Origin of the sequence: Micromonospora sp. NBC_00330, from assembly GCF_036136635.1 — a bacterium.
Lineage (GTDB): Bacteria > Actinomycetota > Actinomycetes > Mycobacteriales > Micromonosporaceae > Micromonospora > Micromonospora salmantinae.
Window position 1 is genome coordinate 618,866 of record NZ_CP108012.1, and the last position, 20,475, is coordinate 639,340.

Annotated in this window: 17 protein-coding genes and 1 pseudogene; 12 read left to right on the plus strand and 6 right to left on the minus strand. The window is 71.1% G+C overall.

All coding sequences use genetic code 11. The annotated features are described in order from the left end of the window. Positions 1–17 precede the first annotated feature (17 nt). The 4 genes from OG598_RS02890 (at position 18) to polA (ending at position 5,504) form a co-directional block, all read left to right on the plus strand. Positions 18–929 (plus strand): ABC transporter substrate-binding protein, encoded by a 912-nt coding sequence (locus tag OG598_RS02890; protein ID WP_328652902.1) that lies wholly within the window; start codon positions 18–20, stop codon positions 927–929. A 3-nt stretch (positions 930–932) separates the two neighbouring features. Then, complete coding sequence (locus OG598_RS02895; protein ID WP_328652903.1) at positions 933–1,910, plus strand: amino acid ABC transporter permease; 978 nt, start codon at positions 933–935, stop codon at positions 1,908–1,910. Further along, positions 1,910–2,716, plus strand: a complete 807-nt coding sequence (locus OG598_RS02900) for an amino acid ABC transporter ATP-binding protein (protein WP_328652904.1) — start codon at positions 1,910–1,912, stop codon at positions 2,714–2,716. The genes OG598_RS02895 and OG598_RS02900 overlap by 1 nt, the downstream gene beginning before the upstream one ends. Positions 2,717–2,804: 88 nt before the next feature. Then, positions 2,805–5,504, plus strand: a complete 2,700-nt coding sequence (gene polA / locus OG598_RS02905) for a DNA polymerase I (RefSeq protein WP_328652905.1) — start codon at positions 2,805–2,807, stop codon at positions 5,502–5,504. Between the two features lie 175 nt (positions 5,505–5,679). Here the strand turns inward: polA and OG598_RS02910 are convergent. The 4 genes and pseudogenes from OG598_RS02910 to OG598_RS02925 all read right to left on the minus strand — a co-directional run. Beyond that, positions 5,680–6,024, minus strand: a pseudogene (locus tag OG598_RS02910) (DUF3140 domain-containing protein); the annotation flags it as partial. Beyond that, positions 6,011–6,229: a DUF2945 domain-containing protein gene (locus OG598_RS02915; protein WP_328652907.1), complete on the minus strand. Its 219-nt coding sequence runs from the start codon at positions 6,227–6,229 to the stop codon at positions 6,011–6,013. The gene OG598_RS02915 and the pseudogene OG598_RS02910, both read right to left, overlap by 14 nt. A 36-nt stretch (positions 6,230–6,265) precedes the next feature. After that, a complete protein-coding gene (locus OG598_RS02920) occupies positions 6,266–6,868 on the minus strand; it encodes a Uma2 family endonuclease (protein ID WP_328652908.1) in 603 nt (200 codons plus the stop codon). A gap of 57 nt (positions 6,869–6,925) precedes the next feature. Further along, entirely contained in the window at positions 6,926–7,732 is an 807-nt protein-coding gene (locus OG598_RS02925; RefSeq protein ID WP_328652909.1) for a class I SAM-dependent methyltransferase, read from the minus strand. A gap of 476 nt (positions 7,733–8,208) precedes the next feature. Here OG598_RS02925 and rpsA point away from each other — a divergent pair, with 476 nt between their 5' ends. Then, positions 8,209–9,720, plus strand: a complete 1,512-nt coding sequence (gene rpsA / locus OG598_RS02930; protein WP_091407939.1) for a 30S ribosomal protein S1 — start codon at positions 8,209–8,211, stop codon at positions 9,718–9,720. Positions 9,721–10,093: 373 nt separating this feature from the next. Then, positions 10,094–11,275: a dephospho-CoA kinase gene (gene coaE / locus OG598_RS02935; protein WP_328652910.1), complete on the plus strand. Its 1,182-nt coding sequence runs from the start codon at positions 10,094–10,096 to the stop codon at positions 11,273–11,275. Positions 11,276–11,283: 8 nt separating this feature from the next. Here the strand turns inward: coaE and OG598_RS02940 are convergent, their stop codons facing one another. Then, positions 11,284–13,332, minus strand: a complete 2,049-nt coding sequence (locus OG598_RS02940; RefSeq protein ID WP_328652911.1) for a hypothetical protein — start codon at positions 13,330–13,332, stop codon at positions 11,284–11,286. Positions 13,333–13,538: 206 nt separating this feature from the next. Here OG598_RS02940 and uvrB point away from each other — a divergent pair, with 206 nt between their 5' ends. From uvrB to OG598_RS02960, 4 genes are all read left to right on the plus strand, one after another. Further along, on the plus strand, positions 13,539–15,647 hold the full coding sequence (gene uvrB, locus OG598_RS02945; RefSeq protein ID WP_210785907.1) for an excinuclease ABC subunit UvrB: 2,109 nt from the start codon (positions 13,539–13,541) through the stop codon (positions 15,645–15,647). Positions 15,648–15,729: 82 nt separating this feature from the next. Continuing rightward, a complete protein-coding gene (locus OG598_RS02950) occupies positions 15,730–16,539 on the plus strand; it encodes a helix-turn-helix domain-containing protein (protein ID WP_328655255.1) in 810 nt (269 codons plus the stop codon). A gap of 89 nt (positions 16,540–16,628) precedes the next feature. Beyond that, positions 16,629–16,997 (plus strand): VOC family protein, encoded by a 369-nt coding sequence (locus OG598_RS02955; protein ID WP_328652912.1) that lies wholly within the window; start codon positions 16,629–16,631, stop codon positions 16,995–16,997. Positions 16,998–17,192: 195 nt separating this feature from the next. Next, positions 17,193–18,050 (plus strand): helix-turn-helix domain-containing protein, encoded by an 858-nt coding sequence (locus OG598_RS02960; protein WP_328652913.1) that lies wholly within the window; start codon positions 17,193–17,195, stop codon positions 18,048–18,050. 122 nt (positions 18,051–18,172) lie between these two features. On the opposite strand, the gene OG598_RS02965 is transcribed toward OG598_RS02960, so the two are convergent. Further along, complete coding sequence (locus OG598_RS02965) at positions 18,173–18,466, minus strand: antibiotic biosynthesis monooxygenase family protein (protein ID WP_328652914.1); 294 nt, start codon at positions 18,464–18,466, stop codon at positions 18,173–18,175. A 117-nt stretch (positions 18,467–18,583) separates the two neighbouring features. On the opposite strand from OG598_RS02965, the gene pnuC reads away from it, so the two are divergent. Both pnuC and OG598_RS02975 read left to right on the plus strand, forming a co-directional pair. Continuing rightward, positions 18,584–19,240 carry a nicotinamide riboside transporter PnuC gene (pnuC, locus tag OG598_RS02970; protein WP_328652915.1) on the plus strand — a complete coding sequence of 219 codons (657 nt, stop codon included), beginning with the start codon at positions 18,584–18,586 and terminating at the stop codon, positions 19,238–19,240. Beyond that, positions 19,237–20,361 (plus strand): AAA family ATPase, encoded by a 1,125-nt coding sequence (locus OG598_RS02975; protein ID WP_328652916.1) that lies wholly within the window; start codon positions 19,237–19,239, stop codon positions 20,359–20,361. Before pnuC ends, OG598_RS02975 begins: the two co-directional genes overlap by 4 nt. Positions 20,362–20,475 lie beyond the last annotated feature (114 nt).

Genomic DNA, 20,475 nt, shown 5'->3' on the forward strand with positions numbered 1-20,475 from the left:
GCAAGGAGTGCAGAGACATGTTCAATACCAACAGTGCCCGCCGGGCGGCGCTCGGTGCCGCCAGTGCGGCGCTGATCGCCCTCTCGCTGACGGCGTGTGGGGAGAAGGAGAACAGCGGCTCGCCCGGTGCCGGTCCGACCGTCACGGCGGCGGCCGACTCGGCGCTGGCCGGGAAGGTGCCCGACGCCATCAAGGCCGACGGTGTGATCAAGGTCGGCACCGACTCGACGTACGCCCCGGCGGAGTTCCTCGACGCCGACGGCAAGACGGTGGTCGGCTTCGACGTCGAGCTGTTCAACGCGGTGGCGCAGAAGCTCGGTCTGAAAGCCGAGTACGAGTCGGCGCCCTTCGACGCGATCCTGCCCGGTGTCGACTCCGCCAAGTACGAGATCGGCGTGTCGTCGTTCACGATCAACGCCGAGCGGCTCAAGAGCGTCAACATGGTGAGCTACTTCTCCGCCGGCACCCAGTGGGTGACCAAGGCCGGCAACGCGGCCAAGGTCGACATTGAGAACGCCTGCGGCAAGAAAATCGCCGTGCAGACCGGCACCGTGCAGTTCGACGACATCACCGCCCGGTCGAAGAAGTGCACCACCGGCGGCAAGCCGGCGATCACCATCGACCAGTACCAGGCGCAGAGCGACGCCACCGCCGCCGTGTTCAGCGGCAAGAACGACGCCATGCTGGCCGACTCGCCGGTCGGGGCGTACGCGGTGAAGCAGAGCAACGGCTCGCTGGAGCTGGTCGGCGAGATCTACGAGTCCGCCCCGTACGGCTACGCCGTCAAGAAGGACCAGACCGCCTTCGCCGAGGTGCTCAAGGAGGCCGTCCAGGCGGTCATCGCTGACGGCTCGTACCAGACCGCGTTGAAGAAGTGGGGCGTCGAGGGCGGCGCCATCACCTCCTCGGCGCTGAACCCCGCCAGCTGACGCATGTCTTCGGAAACGGACACAACCGAACGGGCACGGCCGGAACCCATCCAGGCCGTGCCCGTCCGGCATCCCGGGCGTTGGGTAGCGGTCGCCGTGATCGGGGTGCTGGTGGCCATGTTCGTCCACCTGCTGGTGACGAACAAGGCGTTCAACTGGGCGTTCATGGTCGACGAGATGTTCCGGCCGCCGATCATGGAGGGTCTGCGCGGCACGCTCGCGCTGACAGTGCTCGCGATGCTGATCGGCGTCAGTCTGGGCGTCGTCGTCGCCATCATGCGGTTGTCGGAGAACCCGATCCTGCGGGGCGTCTCCTGGGCGTACACCTGGTTCTTCCGGGCGGTGCCCCGGCTGGTGCTGGCGATCCTCTTCGGCAACCTCGGCATCCTGTGGGCCCGGATCGAGTTCGGGCTCCCGTTCGATCGGCAGATCGGCGCGCTCTTCGGCGTCGACGACTTCGAGGCACGTCTGTTCGGCTTCTCCGCGTTGGAGATCCTCACCGGATTCGTCGCGGGCATGCTGGCGCTCGGGCTATCCGAGGCGGCGTACATGGCCGAGATTGTTCGGGCCGGGATCCAGTCGGTGGACGAGGGGCAGACCGAGGCCGCGCAGGCGCTGGGCCTGAGCCGTACCCAGATCCTGCGCCGCATCGTGCTGCCGCAGGCGATGCGGGTGATCATCCCGCCGACCGGCAACGAGACCATCGCGATGCTCAAGGACACCTCGCTGGTGGCCTTCGTGCCGGTCTCCACCGAGCTGTTCTTCCAGCTCAAGGCCGTGGGTAACCGGACCTTCCAGGTCTTCCCGATGTACGTGGCGGCCTGCCTGTGGTACCTGCTGCTGACCAGCGTGCTGCTCGTCGGGCAGTACTACCTGGAGCGGCACTTCTCCAAGGGGTTCGGCAAGAGCGCCCAAGCGAAGATCAGACTGCGCGGGATCACCGCTGAGGCCGGCGGTAGCGCGAGCGAGGCGGGTCGGTGATGACGCAGGTGACGACACCGGCGGAGGCCGCGGGAACGGCCGGCGACGGCGTGATGGTCCGCGCCGAGCAGGTGCACAAGTCGTTCGGGGCCGTGGAGGTGCTCAAGGGCATCGACCTGGAGGTCCGCAGCGGTGAGGTCTGCTGTCTGCTCGGGCCCTCCGGCTCGGGCAAGTCGACGTTCCTGCGCTGCATCAACCACCTGGAGAAGATCAACGCCGGCCGGATCCGGGTGGACGGCGACCTGATCGGCTACCGGGAGCGCGGCGGCAAGCTGCACGAGATGCGGGAGAAGGAGATCGCCGCCCAGCGGCGCGCGATCGGCATGGTGTTCCAGCGGTTCAATCTCTTTCCGCACATGACCGCCCTGCAGAACGTCGCCGAGGCGCCGGTGCTGTTGGGCCGGGAGCGCAAGGCCGCCGCCCGGGAAAGGGCCGCCGCGCTGCTCGAGCGGGTCGGGCTCGGCGACAAGCTGGGCAACTACCCTGGGCAGCTCTCCGGCGGGCAGCAGCAGCGCGTGGCCATCGCCCGGGCGTTGGCGATGCAGCCGAAGCTGATGCTCTTCGACGAGCCCACCAGCGCGCTGGACCCGGAGCTGGTCGGCGAGGTGCTCGACGTGATGAAGGACCTGGCCCGCGACGGCATGACGATGATCGTGGTGACCCATGAGATCGGCTTCGCCCGGGAGGTCGGCGACTCGCTGGTCTTCATGGACGACGGTGTCGTGGTGGAGTCCGGCGCGCCGCGCGAGGTGATCGCCAACCCCCGGCACGACCGGACGAAGGCGTTCCTGGCCAAGGTGCTCTGAGCCGGTACCCGGCGCGGCCGTCCGACGGCCGCGCCGGGCGTCGTGCCGGTGTCCCGTCCTGTCGTAGCGGCGGGCTAGAGTCGCTGCCGTGACAGCTACGACACCGCGCCTGCTTCTCGTTGACGGACATTCCATGGCATACCGGGCGTTCTTCGCCCTGCCAGTGGAAAACTTCTCCACCACGACGGGGCAGCCGACCAACGCGGTGTACGGCTTCACCTCGATGTTGATCAACGTGCTGCGCGACGAGCAGCCCACCCACATCGTGGTGGCCTTCGACGTCTCCCGCCACTCCTTCCGCACCGACAAGTACGCGGAGTACAAGGCCGGCCGCAGCGAGACCCCTACCGACTTCAAGGGCCAGGTCAGCCTGGTCAAGGAAGTCCTGGCCGCGCTGCAGATCCCGGTGGTGGAGAAAGAGGGCTTCGAGGCCGACGACGTCATCGCCACGCTCGCCTGCCAGGCCCGTGACCAGGGCATGTCGGTGCTGATCAGCAGCGGTGACCGCGACGCGTTCCAGCTGGTCGACGATCAGATCACCGTCCTCTACCCGCGTAAGGGCGTCTCCGACCTGGCCCGGATGGACCCGGCGGCGATCGAGGCGAAGTACGGCGTTCCGCCGCAGCAGTACCGGGACCTCGCCGCGCTGGTCGGAGAGACCAGCGACAACCTGCCCGGCATCCCGGGCGTCGGCCCGAAGACCGCTGCCAAGTGGATCACCACGTACGGCGGGGTGGAGGGCGTGATCGCCCGGGCCGACGAGATCAAGGGCAAGGCCGGCGACAGCCTGCGCGAGCGGCTCGCCGACGTGATCCGCAACTACGAGATCAACTGCCTCGTCTCCGACCTGGAGCTGCCGCTGCGCCCGGAGGACAGCCGCTGGACGGGTTGGGACCGGGAGGCGGTGCACCAGGTCTTCGACACCCTGGAGTTCCGCATCCTGCGCGACCGTCTCTACCAGTACCTGGAGGCGGTCGAGCCGGAGGCCGAGTCCGGCTTCGACCTCACCGGCGAGGTGCTCACCGAGCCCGGCGCGCTGGCCGGGTGGCTGACCACGCACGTTCCGACCGGCACCCCGGTCGGGTTGGCGGTCAAACCCGACACCGGCCCCAACCGCCGGCACACCGCCTCGATCACCGGTCTCGCGCTGGCCACCGCCGGCGGTGCGGCGGCCTGGGTCGACCCGGCAACGCTCGACCCGACCGACGAGGGCGCCCTGGCCGGCTGGTTGGCCGACGAGCAGCGCCCCAAGGTGCTGCACGACAGCAAGCCCGCCGTGCTGGCCTGCGCCGCGCACGGCTGGCAGCTCGCCGGCATCGTCCGGGACACCCAGATCGCCGCGTACCTGGCCCGCCCCGACCAGCGGTCCTACGACCTGACCGACCTGGCGCTGCGCTACCTGCACCGGGAGCTGCGGGTGGACGTCCCGGAGTCCGGTCAGCTCACCCTCGACGGCCTCGGCGACGAAGGGGTGGTCGAGCAGAACCTGATGCTCCAGGCCCGTGCCACCCTCGACCTGGCTGACGCGATCGACGCCGAGCTGTCCCGCGACGGCGAGCAGTCCGCCCGGCTGATGGCCGGCGTGGAGCTGCCACTGATGCGGGTGCTGGCCACTATGGAGAGCACCGGCATCGCCGCCGACACCCACTATCTCTCCGAGCTGGAGGCCCACTTCGCCGCCGAGGTGAAGGCCGCCGCGCAGGGCGCGTACGAGGCGGTGGGTCGGGAGTTCAACCTCGGCTCGCCCAAGCAGTTGCAGGAGATCCTCTTCACCGAGCTGGGTCTGCCGAAGACCAAGAAGATCAAGACGGGCTACACCACCGACGCCGACGCCCTGCAGTGGCTCTACGCGCAGCAGCCGCACCCGGTGCTGGCCCACCTGCTGCGTCACCGGGACGTGGCAAAGCTCAAGTCGACAGTCGACGGGCTGCTGAAGTCGGTCTCCGACGACGGCCGGATCCACACCACCTTCAACCAGACAGTGGCGGCCACCGGTCGGCTCTCCTCCACCGAGCCCAACCTGCAGAACATCCCGATCCGCACCGAGGAGGGCCGTCGGATCCGTCGGGCCTTCGTGGTGGGGGACGGCTACGAGTGTCTGCTGACCGCCGACTACAGCCAGATCGAGATGCGCATCATGGCGCACCTCAGCTCGGACGACGCGCTGATCGACGCGTTCAACTCCGGCGCCGACTTCCACGCCGCCACCGCCTCGTCGGTCTTCGGGGTGCCGCTCGACGCGGTCACCCCCGACCAGCGCCGCAAGATCAAGGCCATGAACTACGGCCTGGCGTACGGCCTGAGCGCCTTCGGCCTGTCCCAACAGCTCAGCATCAGCACCGAAGAGGCGCGCGGGCTGATGGAGAACTACTTCGCCGGGTTCGGTGGGGTGCGCGACTACCTCCAGCAGGTTGTCGCCCGGGCCCGCCAGGACGGCTACACCTCCACCATCCTCGGCCGACGCCGCTACCTGCCCGACCTGGTCAGCGACAACCGGCAGCGCCGTGACATAGCGGAGCGGATGGCGCTCAACGCCCCCATCCAGGGCTCCGCCGCCGACATCATCAAGGTGGCGATGCTGCACGTCGACACCGCGCTGCGCGACGCTGGGCTGCGCTCACGGATGCTGTTGCAGGTGCACGACGAGTTGGTCTTCGAGGTCGCCCCGGGTGAGCGGGAGTCGCTGGAGGCGCTGGTCCGGCGGGAGATGGGCGGGGCTTACCCGTTGTCGGTGCCGCTGGAGGTGTCGGTCGGTCTGGGCCGGGACTGGAACAGCGCCGATCACTGATCGTTTGGTTGCGTCTTTGATGGTTGCGGTGTGGGGGTTCCGGGGCAGCCCGACCCACTCCGGGCGGTCAGGCTTGATCCCTGCGTGGGTCGGGCTGCCCCGGAACCCCTGACCGGGTCGCCCTGGTCGCGGCCGTCGGCGTCGTGGATCAAGGGTCGTCGGGCTGCTCCGGTTACTTCAGGGGGTCGTGGCCCCAGTTCATGAGCGACCAGCGCCACTTGGTGTCGCGGACGTTGCCGGAGGGGCGCTGCGCCATGTGCCGGCGTACGTAGCCGACGACCTTGCGCATGTGCTTGTAGTCGCTGTCGGACAGGTCACCACGTTTGCGACGCAGCAGGTTGATGATCTTCCGCCCGGATTCGTGCCCGACGGACTCGCCACCACCAGCACGACCGCCCTTGTGCCAGCCGACCTGCTTCGACTCGTCGGTCTCCAGCCACGTGGACAGCTCACCGGGCTTCATGTTCACCGCTTCGGTGAACTCCCGGTAGGTGTCCCGGCCGTCGTCACTTCTGCTCATGGCGCAGCGCCTCGGGGCGGTGGGCCACGTCGCGGCCCGTGCCGTCACTGTGGACCCGGTACTGCGGGTCGTCGGGGTCCGCGTTCACGGCCCGCCCTCGGATCCGCGTCCGCTCGGTGATCGTCCCCCGCACCACGCCGTACGCGCGGCTGCCGTGGGCCGACCAGGAGACGTGGTCGCCCTTGTGGAATCTCTGTTCGGCCATGGTCCTCGGCTACCCGGGGCGGCCATTGCGAAACGACTACGGGGTGATCTGGGCGACCGGCAGCTTGATCTCGAACGGCTCGGTCAGCTCGATCACGTCGGCACCGTCGGCGACCAGCTCGTACTGCCGCTCACCGCCCGGGCCCACCCGGTCGCCGATCCGGTACGCGTACACGTGCACCGGGTCCTGCTCGATCCGCCAGTAGAACGGGATGCCGGCGGCCGCGTACTCACCTGGTTTCGCGAACCGGTCGATCCGTCGCGTGCCCGGCGAAACGATCTCCACGGCGAGCACGACATCCTCCGGTCGCAGAGTGGAGCGGGAGGGAGCCACGCCGGCCCGCCGTAGGAGCACGTCCGGCTGTCGGCTGGTGTTGGGACTCAGCCCGACTCCGACGGCCTGGACGACCCGAAGGTCGGCCGGCACGTGTTGCAGCAGCCAGTGCGCTAGCAACAGCGAGATGTCTTGATGGCCCAGGGTGGGGGAGGGTGTCACCTGGATAACTCCGTCGACGAGTTCGACGCGGGGGGCGTCGTCCGGCAGGGTGAGCAGGTCCTCCAGCGTGTAGTCGGCACGCTGCTGCCGCATCGGATCCGGACACCAGGGGCCAGGTGATGTCGGGATGGGCTCGGCGCTCATGGACACGAGCCTACCGGCGATCGATGGCTCGCACGTCGGACAACGCGTGCGGCGCGCTCACCCGGCGGGCTTCTCGGTGACGAAGATGGCGGTGCCGGGGAAGAGTCGTCCGCGCAGCGGGCTCCACTGCCCCCAGATCCCCTCGTGTCCCTCCGGCCATTCCGGCTCCACCAGGTCCAACAACCGGAACCCGGCGCCGACCAGCTCGCGGATCCGGTCGCCGAGTGTGCGGTGCTGCTCGACGTAGGTGGCCACGCCGGTCTCGTCCTGCTCCACGTAGGGGGAGCGGTCGAAGTACGAGTGCACTGCCGTCAGGCCGCCCTCGCCGGGGTCGTCGAGGAAGATCCACCGCATCGGGTGGGTCACCGAGAACACCCACCGGCCGCCCGGGCGCAGCACCCGGTGCACCTCGGCGAGCAGCGCCGCCGAGTCGTCCACGAACGGGATCGCGCCGAACGCGGTGCAGGCGACGTCGAACGACCGGTCGGCGAACGGCAGGGCGAGCGCGTCGGCCTGCACCAGCGGTACGCGTACCCCGGTGCGCTCGGCGGCCTCGGCGGCGTGCCGCAACATGCCGGCGGACAGGTCGAAGGCGACCGGCCGGGCGCCCTGGGTGGCGAGCCAGCGGGCCCCGGCCGCAGCGCCGGCGCCCACCTCCAGCACCCGCCGCCCCGACACGTCGCCGAGCAGCCGGGCGTCGGCCTCGCGCAGGCCCTCGGGGCACCACACGAAGTCCACGTCGCCGAGGAACGCGCCGTGTTCGGCCTGGTAGTCGTCGGCGTCGGTGTCCCACCAGCCGCGGTTGGCGCGCCGGGCCTCGGCGTCACCCACCCGGCGCCGGGTAACCCGGCTGTCGTCATCCACGCGCTCACGCTAGGCCCCACCCACCCCATTGGGTACGGCGGCGCGTCCGCGATCTGCGCGGCTCCTCGCGCGGCCGGCGTGATCGACTCGTCGTCGGTGACGTCGCGCCCATCGAGCCGGCGGAAGCCAGGTCGATCAAGCGCGGCCCCTCTGGCGCGCGTCGGCGGGGCGGGAGGGGCTGCTGTGACGCACGAGACAGCAGGGGCCTTTTCCGGGCGATTGTTCGGCTTTCGCAGGTCATCGCACGAAGAGAACCCGGGAGGGCTTGCACGCTGTGGTAATGCGCACGGTAGGCTAGACGATGCGCTCGCGGATCGCGTTGCCTCGGCAGGGAGCAGGTGCGCGGTCGACGGAGCCACATCATGATCTCACTAGGCGATCGTTCGGTGTGCCCGGCGACGGATCCGCTGGCGCGAACAGGTCACTGCGACACACCAGCCTGCTGTGACAACCCACCGACCGGAGCAACCGCCCACATGACGAGCAGCATCGAGGCCCCCTCGAGCGCCACCCGGGTCACCCACGACGATCTCGGTTCCGAGGAGGCATTCCTCGCCGCGATCGACGAGACCATCAAGTACTTCAACGACGGCGACATTGTCGAAGGCACCGTCGTCAAGGTCGATCGGGACGAGGTCCTGCTCGACATCGGCTACAAGACCGAGGGTGTCATTCCCTCTCGGGAGTTGTCGATCAAGCACGACGTGGACCCCGCCGAGGTTGTGACGGTTGGCGACCACATCGAGGCCCTGGTCCTCCAGAAGGAGGACAAGGAGGGTCGTCTGATCCTCTCCAAGAAGCGGGCACAGTACGAGCGGGCCTGGGGCACGATCGAGAAGATCAAGGACGAGGACGGCGTCGTCCGCGGTTCGGTCATCGAGGTGGTCAAGGGCGGCCTCATCCTCGACATCGGGCTGCGCGGCTTCCTGCCCGCGTCCCTGGTCGAGATGCGTCGTGTGCGCGACCTGCAGCCGTACGTCGGGCGGGAGCTCGAGGCCAAGATCATCGAGCTGGACAAGAACCGCAACAACGTGGTCCTGTCCCGCCGGGCCTGGCTCGAGCAGACGCAGTCCGAGGTGCGCACCGAGTTCCTCAACAAGCTGCAGAAGGGCCAGGTCCGCAAGGGCGTCGTGTCCTCGATCGTCAACTTCGGCGCCTTCGTGGACCTGGGCGGCGTCGACGGTCTGGTGCACGTCTCCGAGCTGTCCTGGAAGCACATCGACCACCCGTCCGAGGTCGTCGAGGTGGGCCAGGAGGTCGAGGTCGAGGTCCTGGACGTCGACCTGGACCGCGAGCGGGTCTCGCTGTCGCTGAAGGCGACCCAGGAAGACCCGTGGCGGCAGTTCGCCCGCACCCACGCGATCCAGCAGATCGTGCCGGGTAAGGTCACCAAGCTGGTTCCGTTCGGTGCGTTCGTCCGCGTGGACGACGGCATCGAGGGCCTGGTCCACATCTCCGAGCTGGCCGAGCGCCACGTGGAGATCCCGGAGCAGGTCGTCCAGGTTGGCTCCGAGGTCATGGTCAAGGTCATCGACATCGACCTGGAGCGCCGCCGGATCTCGCTGTCGCTCAAGCAGGCCAACGAGGGCTTCGTCGAGGGCGAGGAGCACTTCGACCCGACCCTCTACGGCATGGCCGCGACGTACGACACCGAGGGCAACTACATCTACCCCGAGGGCTTCGACCCGGAGACGGGCGAGTGGCTCGAGGGGTACGACAAGCAGCGCGAGACCTGGGAGAACCAGTACGCCGAGGCTCGTCTGCGCTGGGAGGCCCACACCAAGCAGGTGCAGACCTCTCGGGCCGCCGACGCCGAGGCTGCCGCCAACCCGACTCCGGCCGTTCCGGCCGCGGCCGGCGGCGGTGGCGGTGGCACCACCTCCTCGTCCAGCCCGGCCCCGAGCCGGCAGGCCGAGGAGCCGGCCGGCACGCTGGCCACCGACGAGGCGCTCGCCGCACTGCGGGAGAAGCTCGCCGGCGGTAAGTGACCCGCTGAACGACGACGGGCCCCGTCCCCGCGATCTCCGGATCGCTGGGGGCGGGGCCCTCGCCGTACCCCGGGCGAGTCGCGGGCGCGGCGCGCCGACGGCCGGGGCGCTGTAGTGGGCGCGGTGGGCCCTGCGGCTGGTGCGGACCGTCAAGATCCTGCTCGATCCATGATGTAGGGGCCTCCCGAGCGCCGCACACCACTACAACGTGGTTCGAGCACGATCTTGGGCGCGGGGCGCGGGGCGCGGGGCGCGGGGCGCGGGGCGCGGGGCGCGGGGCGCGAGCGGGTCCTGGTCGGGGCGGGGTGGTGGGGAGGCCGCCGGGCCGTGGGTGGGTTTGGCGGCGGGCTTGTCGATCCGGTTGACTGTTCGGGTGCTGAGGGTGGGGTTGACCGGCGGGATCGGGTCAGGCAAGAGCGCGGTGGCCGCGCGGCTCGTCGAGCGGGGCGCGGTGCTGATCGACGCCGACCGGGTGGCCCGGGAGGTGGTGGCGCCGGGTACTGACGGGCTGGCCGAGATCGTCGCCGCCTTCTCCGACGCGGTGGTGGACGCCGACGGCGCACTGGACCGTGCCGCACTGGGAGCGGTGGTGTTCGCCGACGAGACCGCCCGCCGTCGGCTGGAGGCGATCACCCACCCCCGGGTCCGGGCCCGCACCGCGGAGCTGGCCGCCGCGGCGGCACCCGACGCGATAGTCGTCAACGACGTACCGCTGCTGGTCGAGGTGGGTCTTGCGCCGACGTACCACCTGGTGGTCGTGGTGCAGACGGCCGTGTCGACCCGACTGGAGCGGCTGGCGCGCGACCGGGGGATGGGTCGTGCGGAGGCGGAGCGGAGGATCGCCGCCCAGGCCGACGACGTCCGCCGCCGGGCGGCGGCGGACGTGGTGCTGACGAACGACGGGAGCCTGACGGCGCTGCACGACGCCGTCGACAGGCTCTGGAAGCAGCGGCTGGTGTCCTACGAGGACAACCTGCGTCAGCGGCGGGTGGTCTCGCCGGACGCGGCCGAGCTGGCCGGGGCCGACGCGAGTTGGCCGGAGCAGTACGCGCGGCTGGCCGCCCGGATCCAGCACGCGCTCGGCTCGGATGCCCTGCGGATCGATCACATCGGTTCGACGGCGGTGCCCGGCCTGGCCGCCCAGAACGTCATCGACGTGCAGGTGGCGGTCGCCAGCCTTGCCGACGCCGACGGGCCGTTGGCCGATCGGCTGGCGAGCGCCGGGTTTCCGCGGGTGCCGGGGCAGTGGTGGGACGACCCGCGCCCGGCCGGCAGGGGCCGGTGGGAGAAGCGGTTGCACGGCAGTGCGGATCCGGCCCGTCCGGTTCGTCTGCACGTGCGGGTGGTGGATTCTCCGGGTTGGCGGTACGCGTTGCTGATGCGTGATCACCTGCGTGCCGACCCGGATCAGCGTGCCACGTACCTGCTGCTCAAGCGTGATCTGGTCGACGCGGCACCGGAGGCCGGCGCCTCCGGCACGGCCCGCAACCCGTGGTTCGACGAGGAGTACCTGCGGGCCGAGCAGTGGGCCGCGCAGACCGGCTGGCACCCCTGAGGCATCGGTCAGCGGGCACGGGGCCGGGTCGGAGACCGAGGGGCAGTAGGTCGAGGGGCGGCGGGCCGAGGGTTGGCAGCCAGTCGGGGCACGACGGCGGGCTGGAGATCCAGGTGTGCCCAGGCGCCGGCGTCGGTCTGCAACTCGAGCCGGCGGAGCGACCCGTCCCGGTCGAGCCAGTAACGCAGCCGCGCGTCGGCCGGACCTGACTCGATGACGTCCACGGTCCGTCCGGCGGCGACGTCCTCGCGTACCCGCACGGCCGCGCCGCGCTGCCCGACCGACCCGGCGGCTACTGCGGCGTCGACCAGCGCGCTCAGGTCGTCCCGGCCGGGCCGGGAGACCCGCCATCCTCCGGCCGGGGGTGGTAGCGGCGGCCGGGCCGGCGCCTCTGCGGTGCCGCCGCCGGCATCGGCCGCCGGCAGGTCTGCCCGGGCCAGACCGGCGGCGTCGCGGCGCAGCAGGGTCCGGCGGTCCGGTACGCCCAGGTCGGCGACCGCGAGGTACGCGGTACGCGCGGTCCAGCTCAGCCAGCCGGCGCCCCGCAGGTTCGTGTCAGTGCCCATCGGCGCGGTCAGCGTCACAGTGGCACCGCCGTGGGCGCGGAGCCGGGCCGGCAGCCGGTCGAGCCGACGTTGCTCGGCGTCGGTCAGCGCGCGGGGCAGACCGGGGCGGCCGCCGAGTGCGTCCACCGGCCGTAGTGTCGGCCGGTCCGCGCGGTTGAAGATCATCGTGACCGGACCGGCGCCGGGCAGCAGGGTCACCAGCTTGTGCAGCCGGGCGTCCTGATCGAGCCAGTACCGGGTCTGCCTGTCCGGTGCGGGCGTCGCGGCGCTGGGGGTGCCGATGGCCGTGCTGGCGGCTGGCGCGCCGGTGGGCAGTGGTGCCTGTATGACGTCCAGTGGGCCGGCCGGGACGGTCTCCCGGGCGATCCAACGCGCCCCGTCGGGCGGTGCCGTCCGGGTCGTGGTGTCGGGGCGGTCGGCGGCGAGATCCAGGAGCAGGTCGAGCACCGGTGCCAGGTGCGCCCCGGGTGCCAGTCGGTGCAGCCGCCACCGGTCCGTCGGAGGCATCAGCGGTGGGGCGGCGGGAGTGGGCACCGCCGCCGGATCGGGCCGGATCACCAGCACCGGACCGCTCTTCTGCACCAGCCCGCGTTCGGCACCCGCTCCCGGCCCGCCCACGTCGAGGTAGAGCAGTGACCGGGACCAGTCCACCCAGCCCACCAGTTCGATGCGGGCGGCTCCGGTGCCGGCCGTGACCCGTACGCCGGCGCGAAGGTCGCGCAGGTTGGTGACCCGCACCGCGGCCAGCCGGTCGCCCTCGGCCAGGGTCAGCGGCCGGGCCGGCTCGGGCGGGTCGGGCGCCCAGCTCAACAGCCCGAGCACCAACGCCGTCGCGGACGTCACCGCCGTCAGACCGAGCAAGAGCAGCACCGTACGTCGACGACGGCCGGCCGGGGGCGGCCCGCTGGTGTCGGCGGCCTCGGTGGTGTCGGCGGTGTCCGGGGTGTCGTCGCGGCCTGTGGTCTCGCGGTTCTCCGCGAGGCTTCGCTCGGCGGCGGCCCGCCGCGTGTCGTCGCTCTTGCGGCCGGCGGTGGCTCGGCGCGCGCCGCCGGCGGACCGGCCGGCTGTGGACCTGTTCCCGGTGTCGTTGGTTCGGCTGGTCGTGGACCTGCTTCCGGTGTCCTTGGTTCGGCCGGCCTTGGACGTGTTCTTGGTGTCCTTGGTTCGGCCGGCCTTGGACGTGTTCCTGGTGTCGTTGGTTCGGCCGGCCGCCGAGGCGCCGCCGGCCGAGCCGGTGCGGTGCCGCCCGCTGCCGCTGGCTGGGTCGCTGCCTCTGGCCGGGTCGCTGCCGCTGGCCCGGCCGCTGCCGCTGTCGGGGTCGCTGCCGGGGCTCCCGGCCTCTGGTCGGGGCGTCGCGGTGCGGGCGGTGTCGGGCGTCGGGGTCGGAGAGGTGTCCACGGAGATGAAACGGGCGGGGAGGCACCGGGGTGACGAGCAGGGGCGCTCGCGGCGGCCGGTCTGCGCCTCGAGCGCGACCACACGGGTGCGCACGCCGGACGAGCCGGGTGCAGCGACCGCAGTGCCGGGGGCGACCGGCCGTGATGTTGGCCTGGCCACCGGCCCGGTCGGCCGCCGCGAGCGGCCTACATGAAGAGGGTAGTCCCGGTGACATGGGCCACACAATGGGAATATTGAAGCTGATCACGTACCTGGCGTGACGGCCGTTCCTGTCGGACCTCCGGCGTACCGTTGACGGCATGGCGCTCGACATTCCCCGGCTGGACAGCCGCTTCCAGGTCGTCAGTGACTTTCAGCCGGCCGGCGACCAACCGGCGGCCATCGATGACCTTGAGCGTCGGGTTCGGCGCGGCGATCGCAACACGGTTCTGCTCGGCGCGACCGGCACCGGCAAGAGCGCCACCACGGCGTGGCTGATCGAGCGGCTGCAACGCCCCACCCTGGTGCTCGCCCCGAACAAGACGCTCTGCGCGCAGCTGGCCAAGGAGTTCAGCGAGCTGCTGCCGCACAACGCTGTCGAATACTTCGTCTCGTACTACGACTACTACCAGCCCGAGGCCTACATCCCGCAGACCGACACCTACATCGAGAAGGACTCCTCGATCAACGAGGAGGTGGAGCGGCTGCGGCACTCGGCGACGATGTCGCTGCTCACCCGCCGCGACGTGATCGTGGTGGCGACCGTCTCGGCGATCTACGGCCTGGGCACCCCGGAGGAGTACCTCAACCGGGCGGTGAAGGTGCAGATCGGGCAGGAGCTCGACCGCGACCAGTTGCTGCGCCGGCTGGTCGACATCCAGTACACCCGCAACGACATGGCCTTCCAGCGGGGCACCTTCCGGGTCCGCGGCGACACGCTGGAGATCATCCCGGCGTACGAGGAGCTGGCGATCCGGATCGAGCTGTTCGGTGACGAGGTGGAGAAGCTCTACTACCTCAACCCGTTGACCGGTGACGTGGTCCGCGAGGTCGACCAGCTGGTGATCTTCCCGGCCACCCACTACGCGGCCGGTCCGGAGCGGATGGAACGGGCGATCCGTGACATCGAGGTGGAGCTGGCCGAGCGTCTCGCCGAGCTGGAGCGGCAGGGCAAGCTGCTGGAGGCGCAGCGGCTGCGGATGCGCACCACCTACGACATCGAGATGATGCGGCAGGTGGGCTTCTGCTCCGGCATCGAGAACTATTCGATGCACATGGACGGGCGGCTGCCCGGCAGCCCGCCGCACGCCCTGCTCGACTACTTCCCCGACGACTTCCTCACAGTGGTCGACGAGTCGCACGTGACCATCCCGCAGATCGGCGGCATGTACGAGGGCGACGCGTCCCGGAAGCGGATGCTCATCGACCACGGCTTCCGGCTGCCCAGCGCGGCCGACAACCGGCCGCTGCGCTTCGACGAGTTCCTGGAGCGGGTCGGCCAGATGGTCTACCTCTCCGCGACCCCCGGCACCTGGGAGATGGAGCAGGCCCAGGGCGAGTTCGTCGAGCAGGTGATCCGACCCACCGGTCTGGTCGACCCGGAGGTCGTGATCAAGCCGACCAAGGGCCAGATCGACGACCTCATGCACGAGATCAAGCTGCGCACCGACCGGGACGAGCGGGTGCTGGTCACCACGCTGACCAAGAAGATGGCCGAGGACCTGTCCGACTACCTCCTGGAGAACGGCATCCGGGTGCGCTACCTGCACTCGGAGGTCGACACGTTGCGCCGGGTGGAGCTGCTGCGCGAGCTGCGCAAGGGCGACTACGACGTGCTCGTCGGCATCAACCTGCTCCGCGAAGGTCTGGACCTGCCCGAGGTGTCGCTGGTGGCGATTCTCGACGCCGACAAGGAGGGCTTCCTGCGCAGCGGCCGCTCGCTGATCCAGACCATCGGGCGGGCCGCCCGTAACGTGTCCGGCCAGGTGCACATGTACGCCGACAAGATCACCCCGTCGATGGCGGCGGCGATCGACGAGACCGATCGGCGTCGGGCCAAGCAGATCGCGCACAACGAGGCGCACGGCATCAGCCCGGAGCCGCTGCGTAAGAAGATCCACGACATCCTGGACGACATCTACCGCGAGGCTGAGGACACCGAAAACTCCCGGGTCGGCGGCGCGGTGCGTCAGCTTTCCCGAGGCAAGGCGCCGGTCAAGGAGACCCGCAGCCGGAGCCGGTCCGCCGCGACCACCACCTCACGGGAGGGGATGGCCCGCGCCGACCTCGCCCAGCTCATCCAGGAGCTCAACGACCAGATGCTGGCCGCCGCCCGCGAGCTTCAGTTCGAGTTGGCGGCCCGGATCCGCGACGAGGTCTCCGACCTGAAGAAGGAGCTGCGCGGCATGGACGCCGCCGGCGTGAAGTGACGGCCACCCGCTCGGCCCCGCCCAGCGCACCGCTCGGGCCCGGTCGACCGGGGCACGCGAAGGGCGGGCACTGTTGACGGCGGTGGCGCCGATCGGCGAGATGGTCCTCGGGCTGCCCGACGCCAGCCTGCGTCCGTTCGTCGACAGGTACGTGGGCTACCGGGAACGGGCGGACGTGCCACTGGTCCGCCGGGAGTCGGCGGGCGTCTTCGTGGTGCTGATCCTGGGCTGGGGCGCTCCGCTGGACGTGACCGACCCGCGTAACGCGCAGCGTGGCGTCACCGCTGTCGACTCGTTCGTGGCCGGCACCTTCGACAGTTGGTGCACCACGCGCACCGTGGGCGTCGGGGAGGGCGTCGAGTTGCTGCTCGCCCCCCTCACCGCCCGCCGGCTTCTCGGTCTGCCTCTGGGTGAGCTGACCAACCGGGCCGTCGGCGTCGGGCAGCTCCCGGGCCGTTGGCTGGATCGGCTGCGCGGCCGGCTCGCCGAGGCCCCCAGCTGGTCGGAGCGGTTCGACCTGCTCGACCGGGTGCTCGCCGCCCGGCTGGCGGCGTCCCCGCCGGTGGACCCGCGGCTGGAATGGGCGTGGCGGTGGCTGACCGCCAGCGGTGGGCGGGGGAGCGTCGGTTTGCTCGCCGACGAGGTGGGCTGGAGCCGCCGGCACCTCGCGTCCCGGTTCCGGCAGGAGGTCGGGCTGCCGCCCAAGATGGCCGCCCGGCTGTTGCGTTTCCAGCAGGCTCATGCCGCGTCGACCCAGGCCGGCGGGGTCGGGAGGAGGGTCGACTGGGCCGCCGTGGCGGCGAGCTGCGGCTACTACGACCAGTCCCACCTGATCCGGGACTTCCACGAGTTCGCCGGGGCCACGCCGGCCGCGCTGCTCTCCGCCCGCTGACGGCCGCCGGTCGCCGGAGCCGGGTCGGCGACCCGCCGAGGTCACATTCGTCCAATCCGGAGCCGCGCCGCCGGCCGCACAATCGGGTCATGCGAACCATCTATCCGATCTTCCGTTATCCCGATCCGCGCGCCGCGATCGACTGGCTCGGTGCCGCCTTCGGTTTCCGGGCGCACGCCGTGCACGAGGCGCCGGACGGCACTGTCGCTCACGCCGAGCTGGTCCTCGACACCGGCATGATCATGCTGGGTGGTCGGGCCGACGCCCCGCCCCGGCCGGCCGACGACGACTGGTCGGTCTACGTGGCCGTACCGGACGTCGACGCCCACTGCGCGCAGGCCCGCGCGGCCGGCGCCGAGATCATCCGCGAGCCGTTCGACACCGACTACGGCTCCCGTGACTACGCAGCCCGCGATCTCGCCGGCAACGTCTGGTCCTTCGGCACCTACCGACCCTGAGCCCGGCCACGCCGACGGGGACGGGCGGCCCGCCGGGACCAGCCTCTGCGGCCGGAAACCGCAATGACCTGCGGAAACGGTGTGGTCGCGCTGGTCCGGCCGGCCGACGGCGTCGAATGCCCTGATTGCGGTGCGCGAGCGAGCTATTGCACTGGGTGATCGTCCTGCGTAGTCTCCCTCGGTGGGGAGGCCGGGATGCCGCTGCCAACAAGTCCTGTCATTCGACGTGCACGTCTCGGCGCAGAGCTGCGCCAACTCCGTCGGCGCGAGTCGCTGACCCTGGAACAGGTCTGCGACCGGCTGGGCTGGGCCTCGACGTCGAAGCTGTCCCGCATCGAGCTGGGTCAGAGTCGCCCGGACCTCGCCGACGTGCTCGATCTGCTGGATGTCTACAAGGTGCCCACGCCCGCCCGGGAGGCGCTGATCGTCATCGCCCGGGACGCGGCGACCAGTCGAGGCTGGTGGAAGACGCTGGGCGAGATGAGCGAACGGCAGCGCACCTACGCCGAGTTGGAAGCCGGCGCCGCCGACATCGTCGAGTACCAGCCGTCGGTGGTGCCGGGGCTGCTCCAGACGCCCGCGTACGCCCGGGTGTTGGTCACCGCCGGCGCCCAGCTCACGCCGGAGGTCGATGTGGAGGCCGAGGTGCGCGCAAGGGCACTGCGGCAGGAGGTGCTTCGGCGGGCCTACCCCCCGCGCTACACGGCGGTGCTCGCCGAGGCCGTCTGCGACCCCGGTGACCTGCCGGTCGCGGTCTGGCGTGAACAGCTGCGTCATCTGGTCGCGGTGACCGGCCTGTCCCACGTCACTGTGCGGCTGCTGCCACGCGGAGCCGCCGGTGGCGGGCTGCATCCGCTCACACCGTATTCCTGCTACGCCTTTCCCGACCCGGCGGACCCGCGCACCGTCATGCTGGAGGCGTTGACCACCGACGTCCGGCTGGCCACAGTGCTCGACGTCGACCGCTACGAGCGGATGACCGCGGCGCTGCTGGCCGCGGCGCTGTCACCGGAGGAGACGGTCACAGTGCTGGCCCGCCGCGTCGGCGAGTGACGGTTGACCGGTGCCGACGGTGACGCGCCGCGCGGCCACCGGGCCCGGCGCCCCCGAGCCCGTCGGGACCGGCGGCCGGCGCGTGCGCCCGGCACGATAACCGCGGGGTACGACAGCTCGGCTCAGGCCGGTACGTCGAGGAAGTGTTCGACAACTGGCGGTCCCGCGAAGTGCGGCCCGATCAGCGCCCGCCACGCGTCGAACCGTTCGGTGGCCCGGAAGTTGTTCTCGTGCGCCTCGACCGAGTCCCATTCGACGAGCAGCACGAAGCGGGTCGGTGACTCGATTCCTCGGGTCATCCGCACGGACCGGCAGCCGGTCGCCCCGGCGAGCACCGGGTGACCCTCGGCGTACGCGGCGGCGAACGCGTCCTCGTGTCCGGGTAGTACGTCGATCAGCGCGACTTCAAGCACCATGTCGGACAGCCTCCCACGGCGGTCGGGGCAGTGGGTGTCGCGGGTCTGTGCCGGACCACTGCCTGGGCTCCGCCTCGGCTCGATCGAGGACGTTGACACGGACCCTAGGGTGGCCTGGTGATCATCGATTGGCTCACCGGCACCGCGTTTCGGGTGGCCGGTACGGGCACCACCTGGGCGGAGCTGCTGGGGTTCGTGACCGGTGTGCTCAACGTGTGGCTGGTGGCCCGTCAGAAGATCGCCAACTGGCCGATCGGCATCGCCAACGTGCTGCTGCTCATGGTGCTGTTCTGGACCGCCGGGCTGTACGCCGACGCCGGGCTCCAGGTCGTCTACGTCGCGCTCGGCTGCTACGGCTGGTGGCACTGGCTGTTCGGGGGCGAGCGGCGCACCCGACTCACGGTCAGCCGGACGGGACGGCGGGAGTGGCTGGCGCTGGCCGCCGCCGGGCTGCTGCTCACCGGCGCGCTCTGGGTGCTGCTGGACCGGACCACCGACTCGACAGTGCCGCTGCCGGACGCGTTGACAACGGCGCTGTCCCTGTTGGCCACGTACGGGCAGACCCGCAAGCGGGTGGAGAGTTGGTGGCTCTGGATCGCCGCCGACCTGATCTACATTCCGTTGTACGCGTACAAGGGGCTGCACCTGACGGCCGTGCTCTACCTGGTCTTCCTGGCCCTGTGCGTGCTCGGGTTGCGGGCCTGGCGCGCTGATCTGCGTCGGGCCGACCGGCCGAGCGCGGTTCCGCCCGGCCCGGCCCCGGTCACCGCGTGAACGCCGAGTCATCCGGCCGTGCGCCGGCGCCACGCGCGCCGGCGCGTCCGGCCGCCGCGGAGTTCGGGCACGGGATGGTGGTGGGCAAGTTCTATCCACCGCACGCCGGGCACCACGCGCTGATCCGGGCCGCCGCCGCCCGCTGCGCCGAGGTGACAGTCGTCGTGGCGCCCTCGCGTCGGGAGTCCATTCCGCTCCCGCTGCGCCTCGACTGGCTGCGCGAGGTGCACGCGGACACGCCGTGGGTCCGTTTCGTCGGCCGGTACGACGACCACCCGGTGGACTACGCCGATCCGGCGGTGTGGGACGCGCACTGCGCCGTGTTCCGTGAGGCGGTCGGGTCGAGGTCGGTGGACGCGGTCTTCTCCTCCGAGGCGTACGGCGCCGAGCTGGCGCGTCGCTTCGACGCCGTACCCGTGGCGGTGGATCCGGACCGGCGGACCGTGCCGGTGTCCGGGACGGCGGTGCGCGCGGACCCGGCGGGTCACTGGCGGTGGCTGAGCCCGCCGGTGCGGGAGTGGTTCGTCCGGCGGGTGGTGGTGGTCGGGGCCGAGTCGACAGGGACCACGACGATGGCGGCGGCGCTCGCCGGGCACTACGGCACGTCCTGGGTGCCGGAGTATGGCCGGGAGTTGACAGCTCGCAAGCTGGCCCGGTTGCGGGAACGAACGCCGGCGGCGACCGTGTTCGACGTCGCCTGGGACCCTGACGACTTCCGCGCGGTGGTCCGCGAGCAGCAGGCGGCCGAGGACGCGGCGGCCCGGGCGAGCGGGCCGCTGCTGGTCTGTGACACCGACGCGCGGGCGACGGCGGTGTGGGAGGAGCGCTACCTGGGCAGCGCGTCCGAGGAGGTACGGGCGGCGGCGCGTCGGCCGGCGCTGTATCTGCTGACGGATCACCGGGGGGTGCCGTTCACCGATGACGGCCTGCGCGACGGTGAGCACCTGCGGGCGTGGATGACCGAGCGCTTCCGGGCCGAGTTGGCCGGGTGCGGGGTGCCGGTGGTGGAGTTGGCCGGGTCGCACGCCGATCGGTTGGCCCGAGCGGTGCGCGCCTGCGACGACCTGCTCGCTGCCGGCTGGTCGCTCGCGGACCCGATTGCCGCACCAGACGTGCACTAGCCTCCTAGGAAGCCGTAGGGGATGTGACGCACCACGCGGTGTCCGGCGCCACCGGGTGCCCGGGGTGTGATCACGGGGCGTGGTGGGCAACAATGGTCACCGAGGAGGGGAGTA

Bases quoted from the DNA above. Each gene is read 5' to 3' on its own strand.
- OG598_RS02900 (WP_328652904.1), top strand. From the start codon at position 1,910: ATGACGCAGGTGACGACACCGGCGGAGGCCGCGGGAACGGCCGGCGAC.
- rpsA (WP_091407939.1), top strand. From the start codon at position 8,209: ATGACGAGCAGCATCGAGGCCCCCTCGAGCGCCACCCGGGTCACCCAC.
- uvrB (WP_210785907.1), top strand. From the start codon at position 13,539: ATGGCGCTCGACATTCCCCGGCTGGACAGCCGCTTCCAGGTCGTCAGT.
- OG598_RS02895 (WP_328652903.1), top strand. From the start codon at position 933: ATGTCTTCGGAAACGGACACAACCGAACGGGCACGGCCGGAACCCATC.
- OG598_RS02915 (WP_328652907.1), bottom strand. From the start codon at position 6,229: ATGGCCGAACAGAGATTCCACAAGGGCGACCACGTCTCCTGGTCGGCC.
- OG598_RS02920 (WP_328652908.1), bottom strand. From the start codon at position 6,868: ATGAGCGCCGAGCCCATCCCGACATCACCTGGCCCCTGGTGTCCGGAT.
- OG598_RS02890 (WP_328652902.1), top strand. From the start codon at position 18: ATGTTCAATACCAACAGTGCCCGCCGGGCGGCGCTCGGTGCCGCCAGT.
- OG598_RS02960 (WP_328652913.1), top strand. From the start codon at position 17,193: ATGCCGCTGCCAACAAGTCCTGTCATTCGACGTGCACGTCTCGGCGCA.
- OG598_RS02955 (WP_328652912.1), top strand. From the start codon at position 16,629: ATGCGAACCATCTATCCGATCTTCCGTTATCCCGATCCGCGCGCCGCG.
- OG598_RS02965 (WP_328652914.1), bottom strand. From the start codon at position 18,466: ATGGTGCTTGAAGTCGCGCTGATCGACGTACTACCCGGACACGAGGAC.